Annotated in this window: 12 protein-coding genes; 4 read left to right on the plus strand and 8 right to left on the minus strand. The window is 40.0% G+C overall.

The genetic code is table 11. The annotated features are described in order from the left end of the window. The 4 genes from B2X72_RS12465 to B2X72_RS12480 form a co-directional block, all read left to right on the plus strand. Nucleotides 1-245: hypothetical protein (locus B2X72_RS12465; RefSeq protein ID WP_286849730.1), on the plus strand; the 245-nt coding region annotated here is incomplete at its 5' end. Nucleotides 246-257: 12 nt separating this feature from the next. Beyond that, nucleotides 258-1,727, plus strand: a complete 1,470-nt coding sequence (locus B2X72_RS12470) for a SusD/RagB family nutrient-binding outer membrane lipoprotein (RefSeq protein WP_286849731.1) — start codon at nucleotides 258-260, stop codon at nucleotides 1,725-1,727. A gap of 3 nt (nucleotides 1,728-1,730) precedes the next feature. Further along, nucleotides 1,731-2,993: a DUF5689 domain-containing protein gene (locus B2X72_RS12475; RefSeq protein WP_139144882.1), complete on the plus strand. Its 1,263-nt coding sequence runs from the start codon at nucleotides 1,731-1,733 to the stop codon at nucleotides 2,991-2,993. A 129-nt stretch (nucleotides 2,994-3,122) separates the two neighbouring features. Further along, entirely contained in the window at nucleotides 3,123-3,830 is a 708-nt protein-coding gene (locus B2X72_RS12480) for a DUF937 domain-containing protein (RefSeq protein WP_070561423.1), read from the plus strand. Between the two features lie 128 nt (nucleotides 3,831-3,958). Here B2X72_RS12480 and B2X72_RS12485 read toward each other — a convergent pair whose 3' ends face one another. The 8 genes from B2X72_RS12485 to B2X72_RS12520 form a co-directional block, all read right to left on the minus strand. After that, nucleotides 3,959-4,945 carry a rhodanese-related sulfurtransferase gene (locus B2X72_RS12485; RefSeq protein WP_070561516.1) on the minus strand — a complete coding sequence of 329 codons (987 nt, stop codon included), beginning with the start codon at nucleotides 4,943-4,945 and terminating at the stop codon, nucleotides 3,959-3,961. Nucleotides 4,946-5,040: 95 nt separating this feature from the next. After that, nucleotides 5,041-5,256, minus strand: a complete 216-nt coding sequence (locus B2X72_RS12490) for a DUF3820 family protein (RefSeq protein ID WP_046673143.1) — start codon at nucleotides 5,254-5,256, stop codon at nucleotides 5,041-5,043. Beyond that, complete coding sequence (locus B2X72_RS12495; RefSeq protein ID WP_286849733.1) at nucleotides 5,256-6,011, minus strand: glycosyltransferase family 2 protein; 756 nt, start codon at nucleotides 6,009-6,011, stop codon at nucleotides 5,256-5,258. The genes B2X72_RS12490 and B2X72_RS12495 overlap by 1 nt, the downstream gene beginning before the upstream one ends. A 5-nt stretch (nucleotides 6,012-6,016) precedes the next feature. After that, nucleotides 6,017-6,931 carry a glycosyltransferase gene (locus B2X72_RS12500; RefSeq protein WP_286849734.1) on the minus strand — a complete coding sequence of 305 codons (915 nt, stop codon included), beginning with the start codon at nucleotides 6,929-6,931 and terminating at the stop codon, nucleotides 6,017-6,019. A 3-nt stretch (nucleotides 6,932-6,934) separates the two neighbouring features. Further along, the gene (locus B2X72_RS12505) at nucleotides 6,935-7,807 is read right to left on the minus strand and encodes a glycosyltransferase family 2 protein (protein WP_075990239.1); all 873 of its coding nucleotides are present in this window, start codon (nucleotides 7,805-7,807) and stop codon (nucleotides 6,935-6,937) included. After that, nucleotides 7,808-9,268, minus strand: coding sequence for a lipopolysaccharide biosynthesis protein (locus B2X72_RS12510; protein WP_075990238.1), 1,461 nt, complete (start codon nucleotides 9,266-9,268; stop codon nucleotides 7,808-7,810). Between the two features lie 23 nt (nucleotides 9,269-9,291). Further along, complete coding sequence (locus B2X72_RS12515; protein ID WP_046673148.1) at nucleotides 9,292-10,035, minus strand: DeoR/GlpR family DNA-binding transcription regulator; 744 nt, start codon at nucleotides 10,033-10,035, stop codon at nucleotides 9,292-9,294. 64 nt (nucleotides 10,036-10,099) lie between these two features. Further along, nucleotides 10,100-10,280: hypothetical protein (locus tag B2X72_RS12520; RefSeq protein ID WP_286849735.1), on the minus strand; the 181-nt coding region annotated here is incomplete at its 5' end.

The following is a 10,280-nucleotide window of genomic DNA, read 5'->3' on the forward strand; positions in this document are numbered from 1 at the left end:
CGGACTTTATAAAGCTTCGTGAGGTCAGATTTGACTATACATTACCGAAGTCTTTTGTTGAACGCTTGAAAATTGAGCGCGCATCAATTGGGGTGTACGGAAGAGATCTGTTTGTCATGACCAAATGGCCTTCATTTGACCCAGAGTTTGGATCGCTAAATGCAAGCGGTATTGAGAAGGGCGCAGAGATTGCCCAGTTCCCTTCAACCCGCACAATGGGTGTCAATTTATCATTCTCATTTTAAATCCAGCGTATTATGAAAAAGAATATAAGAAAAGCTTTTATTTTGTTGGCAGCCTGTGGGATGCTACAGAGCTGTACAAAAGACTTTGTCGCAATAAATACAAATCCAAATGCAATTTCTGCGGCAGCGCCACAAAGTCTCATCGCGCCAGCTTTACTCAATGTGTTAAACACAAATTTATCACGGAATATGCGCATCAACAACGAGCTTATGCAAGTGACTGTAACGGTGAATGATGCATTGGAGATTCAACGGTATGAAATCAGACCGTCAGAAGCGGAATCTACCTGGTCCGGATGGTACGTACAGTTGACGAATATACGCGACATTTATCAGAAGGCAGGGGAAGGGCAGCAGAAGGGTTACCAGACATACCAGGGTATTTCGCTTATATTGGATGCTTGGGTGAGCTCGTTAATAACTGATATGTATGGTGATGTACCTTATACAGACAGCAATAAAGGGTATAGTGATAGTAATTTAACTCCTGTATTTGATAAACAGTCCGATATTTATGCGGATATCTTTAGAAAATTAGAAGAGGCCAATACGCTTTTGAAAGGTAAGGTTGCTGTCGAATCGACCAATTTAGCGATGGATCCCATATTTAATTCAGATCCTGCAAAATGGCAGAAATTTGGTAATTCTTTATATCTCCGATTATTGCTACGTATAGCACATAAGTCAGAAACCAATGCCGTTGCAAAGATCAAAGAAATATTAGAAACGAATGCCGCTGAATATCCGGTGATGCAAAGCAATGCAGAAACGGCTGCTTTATACTACACCAATGTACAGCCTTATATGAATCCTTATTTTAATAGCCGTGACATAGATTTTAATGGAAACAAAGGCTATTCAGAGTTTTTTATCAATAATCTGCTGGACCTTTCAGACCCACGATTAAAAATTTGGGCCACTGAAGCCACATTAGGAGTATATGGCGGTATGCAGTCCGGATACCAGAGAGGAAATGTCCCCGAGCAACAATCAACGCTTTTAACAAGTCTAAAAGCCGACTCGCATATGGGGAATATCATGAATTACGCCGAGTTGCAATTTATTATTGCTGAATGTGGTATGAGAGGGTATGCTCAGGTCGATGCGCCTGGAGCCTATTTAAAGGGGGTGAACGCGGCTATGGAATACTGGGGGCTAACAGCGCCAGCATCTTACCTAAGCAGTGCAAAGGTTCAATTGCTGCCCACAGATAGTGATCATGCGAAATTGAAAAAGGTGCATTTGCAAAAATACTATGCGATGCTATTTACGGATTTCCAACAGTGGTACGAATATCGTAGAACCCAATTATTGGATTTATACAAAGGTCCGGGCTTGTTGAATCAAGGGAAAATGCCAGTACGTTTAAATTATCCAACAATTGTACAATCTTTAAACAAAGTAAATTATCAAGATGCTGTGAGTCGTATGGGGGGAGACGGGATAAATGAAAAAATGTGGTGGCAACCTTCAATCAACTAATCAATGAAAAAGTTAAAATCAATACTATGCAGTATGTTGGCGATGTCAGCATTGCTGTCCGGCTGTATCAAAGACAACGTCAATGAATCGATAGGGACGCTAAATCCTGAAATATCGTTGTATGCGCTACGCAGTCTATATAAAAATGCCGATTTACAGCTTAATGCGTCTTCGCTACAAGGGGCAGAACATATCAAAGTAGTGGTCGTTTCGCATGCGGAAAATAAGAATTTACCAGAAAATACACTTGCTGTACAGAATATTTGGCGAAATCAACGCCGTGGAATATTAGTTCAGGTACCCAATGCGTCTGAATTTAAATTTGGAGATTCGGTTCAGATCAATATTAGCGGTTCAAAACTGATTAAAAAAGATGGCTTATTAGTTCTTTCAGTCGATAATAATCAACAGCTTAAAGTCTACTCATCTGGTAATACTATTGCCCCATTACCTGTTGCTGTTTCCAGTCTAAAGTCGAAGTTTGATGAGTTTGAATCAACCTATATCGATATTACAGCCGATGTTGAACCTGAACCCGCAGCTGGGACAGCGTTGAAAGGAGATAAAATCTTAATGGATGGTGATAAAAATGAGATTATATTGCATACACAAGATAATGCGACATTTGCTGGGGAGTCCATCGCTCCAAGTGCATCATTCAGAGGAATTGCATTCAAGGAGGGCGAAAAGCTACAAGTTAGGATGCAGAGTTATGCTGATATGGCTTATGCCAGCGGTAAGTTATATGCAGGTTGGCCTGAAACTTTTGATGCTGTAGATGCGAGTGTGAAAGGTAGCTATGATATGAAGGATAAAAACGCGGTCTCCTTTCCAACGGGGCAATGGAACCTGTATCAGGCTATTCTAGGAACAACTGCTGGTCGTGATCGTATCGTTTCTGGAAAAAATGCCATCCGTATGCAGCAGAACTTAAGTGTTGATGGTTATGTGCAAATGAATTTTGATGTGCCGAATGGGGCCTCAAAAGTAACGCTTTGGTATGGTTCGTATTACACCGATCGTTCGTGTACGTTCAAGTTGGAATACTCGACCGACGGAGGAACGACATGGAAGCAAACAGGCGAGCCTATTTCGGACGCGCATACAACGACAGAGAGCATGAATTCAAAACAGGCTGTATTCTTAATGAATATTCAGGGGCCGGTTCGTTTTAGAGTTACCAAACTTGGATTAGGGACAAGTAACAATGTGATTAATAACGGAAGGTTGGGATTGGACGATATTGCTATTTATAAAAGTTATTAATTTGAAAAATTGATTTTCAAATGGCCCCATTGGATTGTGTAATCCAATGGGGCTTTTTTATCATCAGCTATTATCTCAACTCATCAAAAAAAATCGTTATCTTCATTATATAACTATAAACGAAGACTTATGAACTTAACAGATTTAGTTACAGGTGGAGTAGGCTCTAAAGCGATAGAGACTATTTCAAAAATTACTGGTATCAGCGAATCCAAGGCAAAATGGATTGTAGCAGCGGCAGTTCCTTTGATGATTGCAGCATTGAATTACAATGCCAAAAACAAGGGGCAGGCGGAAAATATTGATAAGGCTATTGACCAGCATAGCAATAGCGGGATACTCGATAAAATTGGAGATTTCTTTGGACAGGGTGGAGCAGAACAGGGCGGTGAGCAAAATGTTTCTGAAGACGGCAATAAAATTGTCAACCATATGTTCGGCCAAAATACCGAAGTCGTGACACAGCATATAGCAGATAAAGCAGGCTTGAGTTCTTCTCAGGTCACCGGAGTATTGGCTACACTTGCTCCGATAGTAATGGGGTATCTAGGACAACAAAAGCAGGCTTCAAGCGGCGGTGGGATTGGTGATCTGATCGGCTCTGTGCTTGGTGGTGGAACACAACAAAATGCAGGTGGCGGTATGTTGGGTGGTATATTAGGCTCTTTCTTAGGCGGTAGCCAAGAAGAACAAGCGCAAGCAACTGAGCAGCCGGCATCGGGAGGTAGTGTTACCGACATGTTGGGTGGATTGGCAGGCAGTTTTTTTGATAAAAATAACGATGGGCAGGCAAAGGGCAATATTCTTGATTCAATCGCCGGTATGTTTGGCAAGTAAGCTGTGTTCGGTTATTATTTTTCTTGATAAAAAGCTAGTATGGGATGAAGCTAAGATGGTGCAGATCCTAAACAGGAAGCGGTCGGAAGTTCTACACTTCCGACCGCTTTCTGTTTGTTCAATTTGTATTAATCTTCGGCCGATACTTTCGGTGGAAAATTTTTATGTTTTCTTTTGCTGATTTTGTCAATATTGACGGGTTGAGGTACCTTGACATAATATCCTGTTCCGTCATATTCACGTTTATTGGGATTTTCCTTACATGCTGGCGAACAGCATCCATCCATCTCCCAGCCGCACTCATCACATTGTGTGAAATGTTCATTACAAGTTGGGTTGGCGCAGTTGATCATTTTAGTGGTTTGCTTGCCACAGTTAAAACAAGTTGATACCACGGATGGGTTGACAGAATTTACATCGACAGTAACACGATTGTCAAAGACGTAGCATTGACCTTCAAAATCTTCACCACCTGCTTCCTTTCCGTATTTGATAATGCCGCCATGTAATTGATAAACATCCTCGAAGCCTTCTTTTAACAAGAGAGCAGATGCCTTCTCACATTTGATACCGCCTGTGCAGTACGTTAATATTTTTTTTCCTTTATATTGTTCGAGCTCTTTGATTTTCTCCGGAAACTCGCGGAAATTGTCAATATCTAGGGTAACAGCATTTTTAAAATGACCAACATTGTGCTCGTAATTTGAGCGTACATCCAATACAACCACATCCTCTTGGTCTTTCATGGCTAAGAAATCCTTCGGTTCAAGGTGCACACCGGTTTGACGGTTGGGGTCAATTTCTTTTGGATCTCTCAAACCAGAGTGAACAATTTCGGCTTTGTAGCGGCAATGCATTTTAATGAATGATGGTTCATCTACATCGTCAATTTTGAACTCTGTTTTATTGAAACGACCATCGGCATAAATGGCATCCATATAGCTTTTACAGGATTCTACAGTACCCGAAACAGTTCCATTAAGACCTTCATCAGCTACAATGATACGGCCGACTAAGTTCAGTGATTTACAAAATTCTAAATGATCTGATGCGAATTTTTCGGCATCCTCGATAGGGCTGTAACAATAGTACAGCAAAGTTTGATATTGTGTCATGATATTCATTGATACCGCTGCAAACGGCGTTTAATGCTAAAAATAAATTTAGTGCAAAGCTACGAAAAATAATAAGTGGAATAAAATGACCCTCGTCACCTTTTCTTCAAAGGTTCGAGGAGGTATTCCAAGCCATTCAGCTTTATTTCATAGAGTGTTGCTAACTGCTGGCCTAGTTTTCCCTTTGGAAAGCCTTTTTGGTTATACCACACGAGATAGGGCTCAGGAAGATTACATAAGGTGTATCCCTGGTATTTGCCAAATGGCATCTTGACTGTAACAAGTTCGGTTAAAATTTCAGGATTCAACATTAGTCTTGAGGTTTTCCATAATTGAGACGGTACCAAACTGCTTTTAGCGCAATGATGCCATGATTGAATAAATTGGGAATGGCTCCATAGTAGCGTTTGAATATCGCAAAACGCTCTTTCAAGGATTCCTGATGTCTTTGTTTTGACATCCCGCCAACAAGATACCGGGCAACATATTGCTGTGCATTGACCGTTTTTTTTGCCTTTTTGGCACAACGGATAACCCAGTCAATATCAGCGCATAATTTATAATTGAGATCGTATGGCTCGGCGATTTCCCGCTTGATGTAGATCGCCTGATGACAGATATTCATACCGTAGCGAAAGCTTTTCCAGTCGAAATGAGCCGGAACCTTGTGCCGCCGTTCACCAATAATATTCCTGTTGTCGTCCACGAGGATTGTTTCGCCGTAAAGAATATCTGCGTTATCGCTCAGTTTGGCGAGGTTCTCAATGCTATTCAGATCATAGATCTCGTCTCCAGAATTTAAAAAAAGAACATAATCGCCTGTTGCTAAGGCTAAACCCTTATTCATGGCATCATAGATACCCTTATCCTTTTCGGAGAGGATGACGGCGATTTTATCCTTGTATTTTTGGATGATCTCTAACGTTCCGTCGGTTGATTGTCCATCAATGACAATATACTCTATATGATCATAGCTCTGATTGACAACAGATTTCAGGGTGTGTTCTATGTCACGCACATTGTTGTAAACGACAGTTATAATCGAAAATTTGGGATGAGCAGACATGTTGTTTATATATTGAATTTATTCATTTTCTTCTTCAGGAATCGGATGCCACGGTTGAATAAAGATCCTTTCCGATGTGCATAGAAATACTTGATGGCCTCATAAGCTTGCTTGTTTTCTGAAATTTCCGTCGGAAAATACCGTACAGGGCTTTCTGCTAGTGTAACCTGATAAGTTGCTTCCGCAGCTGTATGTGTACCCGAACCATCGTTGCCAATATTCTGTGTCATCGAATTCCTTGGATACAAAACTAACCCATTTTTTTTGAATACAGAAGCATACCAGCGTATCGCCCAAGAGTTGATCTTTCTGGCCTTAAATTCCTGCACTTGTTTCCAGAAGTTTTCTTTTCCCTCGATACTGAATTGATGTATCTGCTCGGCCGTAAAATCCGATACAAGTTCATCAATATTCGGATTGAAATGTTGCCAGGCGCGGTCCCAGGTTGCCCAGCCCCAACTATTGGCGACCCGAAAAAAGAAGGTCTCAGGCAGTTTATTTAAATCTTTTAGTGGATAACCATAACCGCTGATCTCCATCACCTGATCTTGATCTTTATAGCGCTCCAGTGCTTGATTGAAATAATCTAGGGCAAATACAGCAGTTTCCAGATCGTCCTCCAAAACAATAATCTTTCCATGTGCATTAACCACTTTTGTAACTCCGTCGATCACATTGGCCGCCAAACCCCAATTTTCTGCTCGTTCGACAATAATAACTTCTTTAAAGTTCCAGGACTGGTTGATAATCTTTCGGACTTCAATAACAGCTTGAACAGATTTTTCGTTTTTTGCAGCATCCGAATAAATGTAAAGCGTAGTCTGGTCTGCAAGCTTGTTCTGTTCTAAAGCTGAGAGTGTTCTTATTGTATGATCAGGACGATTGTACACAAAAAGTATGACTGGAGCAATACTGTTCATTTATCAATAGATTTTGTTGTATGCTTTTTTGTTGCTTAGACGAGTACGATAAACTGCTCCCGATTTGCCCAGCAATCTAAAAGCAATGTTTAAGTAGCTTTTTGCTTCAAAAATATGACCTTTAAAAATTGAAGCACCCATTTTCTTCAGACTCGCCAATACGGCCATCGAAAAAGATCTTACAAAGGTATAATTGATATTGCAATACTCTGTCAAATGATAGACAAATTCGCTTTTCAGAAAGGTTTTTCGGTCTGTTTTACGCTGTTGTCTATCGTGATAGGCCTTGGCCCTGTCTGCGAGAATGATATTTAACCCGTAGTACTTGATGCGATTGGCATAATCCTTATCTTCTCCATAATGGAAAAAGATCGGCGCGAAACCACCGACTTTTCTGATCACTGGGTTGGGGATAAACCAAAATGCTGCGTTGACGAAAGAGCAAATGCGATGCGAATTTTCGCTAGTAGCATTTTTTGTATATAAAGCAAAACCATGGTCCAGTGTTGTTTCGGTTCCATCGTAGTGAATAGGCGAGATAATTCCGATATTGTCTGCGTTTACTTTCACTAAGTTGGCGATGCAGTCCCGATCCAGCCAGGCATCCTGGTTGACTAAAAATGCATAATCATATTCTTCCTTCAAAACAATGTCAAGTCCGATGTTGTTGGCCTTTCCAAAACCCAGATTTTCGGAACTTTCTATTAGTCTTATTGTCGGATACGTTTCTTTTATGATCTGTGTGGTATTGTCTCCCGAATTGTTGTCGACAACTAAAATATCTGTGGGGTAGCTCGAATCCAATAGACTGGGTAAGCACTTGTGGATCCAAGGCTCAAAATTATAAGAGACGATTATGGTGAGAATCTTGGCCATCTATTTTTTTCGGATAACTGTTAGGAAATAGTGGAATAATTCCAACAAAATGCTGGGTTTAAAGATTCTATTGACAATGATATATGCACATACAGCCACTCCAATTGTACTTGCAAACCGTAGATAGAGGTTGGCGATAGCTGCGGTGGCATAGTGAGCTGCAATACAACTGGCAGCTGCCAATAATGCATAAGCAAAAATATCTGCCAGAAGATAACGAAATGAATAATTCATATAAGGTTTAGCGGAAGCATACCAAACGAATATCCAGAGGGCATTTAATGCTGAGGTTAATCCAATGAGTAGTTCAAGACCTAATGATTTGCCGAAGAATAGAATAGCGATTTGGAGCAGACCAAACACGATGATATTCCGCATATAAACTTCGGGTTTTCCCTTGCTAATGATGAGGTTGGAAAAAACATTGCTTACAGAATCAAATGCAGCGCCAATACAAAATATTTGAAGAAATATGGCACTTTGTGCCCATTTATCGGTGATCGCAATAGTAATGAAATCTTGTGCTACAGTTGTTAAACCAAATAACATCGGAAAGGCTAAAAAGGCCGTAAAGGAAATTAGTTTTCGAAAAACCCGAATTTGTCTATCCTTATCATCTTCTATTTCCTTTAAAATGGGCTGTGTCACATTATTGACCATATTGGTCAATATATTCTGTGCCATGATGCTCCAACGATTAGGATTCACGGTATATCCCAGTTCTTCAGCGGTATAATGCCGGCCTAAGATCGCTGCGTATATATTCTTGTTGATGTTGATGAAAATATTGGTGACTAGTATTTTACTGCTAAATCCTAAAATGTCGCGAATAGGTCGGAAATCGAACTGGAAAGTAGGTCTGAATTTGGAAAAATACCAGAATCCAAGCATATTGAAACCACTATAGGAGACAATTTGGATCGCGTATGCCCAATAGGCGTAGTCCTTATAGGCTAAATAAACCCCGACTATATTTGATGCAATAAGCGCAAAGGTGCCTGTGATGACTCTTTCTTTGATTTTTAAATTCCGGAAGAGGTAAGCATTGTGCGCAATACCAAAGCTACCTAGCCAAAAGGATAAAAAAGTAAATCTGCTAAGTTCTACAAGTACTGGTTGATTATAGTATAAGGCGATAAGAGGAGCCGCAAAAAATAAAACAATATAAATAAATGTTCCAATTCCTACACTTGTCCAGAATACCGCGTTATAATCTTTATGTTCAACTTCTTTTTTATTGACAATTCCATACACAAATCCACTTTCTTGAAAAGCGGAGGCGAGAACAGAAAAGATGGTGATCATAGCGACTAAACCATAGTCTTCTGCTGTTAGCTTACGGTTTAGTAAGATGCCGAAGCCGAAGCCCAAAAACTGCTGGATGATACTGGCCATACCTCCCCATAGCAGTCCTTTTGTTGTTTTTGATTTTAAAGAGTCATTTTTCGTTTGCGATGACATGCTAAATTAAATGAGCGGCAATATTAAAGTATTGCAATTGTATTCGCAAATTCTTTTAGGGAAACATCAGTTGGATTGACATCGGTAATCAAATAAGAAATATCACGTAACGGCACAACTTTCATTTTTTGAACTGAATTTAGTTTCTCAGCAATACTTAAAATAGCCACTTTTTTTGAGCATTTAATCATCGCACGTTTGATTTGTACCACCTCCCAGTCTGAATCGGTCACCCCATCTTCTACTGAAAGAGAATTTGTTCCCAACAAACAAAGATCGACCTTAAGATCTGCCAATTCATTAGCGACTTGGGCTCCGGAAACGATGTTTGTATTGCGTGAAAGTTTTCCGCCAACTAAAATGACTTCAAGGTTTGGCTTTTCGGCCAATTCTAGTGCAACTAATGGACTTATAGTAAAAAATGTACACTGAAGATGATCGGGTATTGTTCTCGCTAATTCAATTAAGGTTGTCCCGCCTCCGACTAAAACAGTCATTCCATTGGAGATTAAAGTGCTTGCTTTCTTGGCAATTTCTTTTTTTGCCTCCTTGGCATATACGTTTCCATCCTGAAATGGGAATTGAAAAGATTTTGATAATGCCCCACCATAGACTTTTAGAACTTTTCCATTCTCCGCGAGTTCGTTTAAGTCACGTCTAATTGTATCTTCAGACACATTCAGTTGAACACTTAGATCTGACGATAAAACTTTGTTATGTAGGTTAATCTGATGTATAATGAATGCTTGTCTTTCTTCCTTTAACATTGGTCTTTGGTTTTTAATCGGAATTTAAAAATAATTAAAAAAATCAGTCTAAATGTAGTGAAAATTATTCTTCCTTTTTGTCAATTTTTGTTATGCCAGCTTTGAATCTCGGTTTGAAGCCCGTGGGTTTACTGGCAGCGGGTTCCTGTGTTTCTGTGCTGTTGTTTTCAGGTTCAGCCTTTACGCTGTTATCTAGCTTAATTTCGTCTTTCGTATCGGGCAGCTGTACCTGTTCAGAAGTTTCC

This window comes from Sphingobacterium sp. UBA7253 (genome assembly GCF_002472745.1).
GTDB classification, from domain to species: domain Bacteria; phylum Bacteroidota; class Bacteroidia; order Sphingobacteriales; family Sphingobacteriaceae; genus Sphingobacterium; species Sphingobacterium siyangense.

Coding starts and splice junctions, on each gene's coding strand:
- B2X72_RS12470 (WP_286849731.1), top strand. CDS start 258: ATGAAAAAGAATATAAGAAAAGCTTTTATTTTGTTGGCAGCCTGTGGG.
- B2X72_RS12475 (WP_139144882.1), top strand. CDS start 1,731: ATGAAAAAGTTAAAATCAATACTATGCAGTATGTTGGCGATGTCAGCA.
- B2X72_RS12480 (WP_070561423.1), top strand. CDS start 3,123: ATGAACTTAACAGATTTAGTTACAGGTGGAGTAGGCTCTAAAGCGATA.
- B2X72_RS12485 (WP_070561516.1), bottom strand. CDS start 4,945: ATGACACAATATCAAACTTTGCTGTACTATTGTTACAGCCCTATCGAG.
- B2X72_RS12490 (WP_046673143.1), bottom strand. CDS start 5,256: ATGTTGAATCCTGAAATTTTAACCGAACTTGTTACAGTCAAGATGCCA.
- B2X72_RS12495 (WP_286849733.1), bottom strand. CDS start 6,011: ATGTCTGCTCATCCCAAATTTTCGATTATAACTGTCGTTTACAACAAT.
- B2X72_RS12500 (WP_286849734.1), bottom strand. CDS start 6,931: ATGAACAGTATTGCTCCAGTCATACTTTTTGTGTACAATCGTCCTGAT.
- B2X72_RS12505 (WP_075990239.1), bottom strand. CDS start 7,807: ATGGCCAAGATTCTCACCATAATCGTCTCTTATAATTTTGAGCCTTGG.
- B2X72_RS12510 (WP_075990238.1), bottom strand. CDS start 9,268: ATGTCATCGCAAACGAAAAATGACTCTTTAAAATCAAAAACAACAAAA.
- B2X72_RS12515 (WP_046673148.1), bottom strand. CDS start 10,035: ATGTTAAAGGAAGAAAGACAAGCATTCATTATACATCAGATTAACCTA.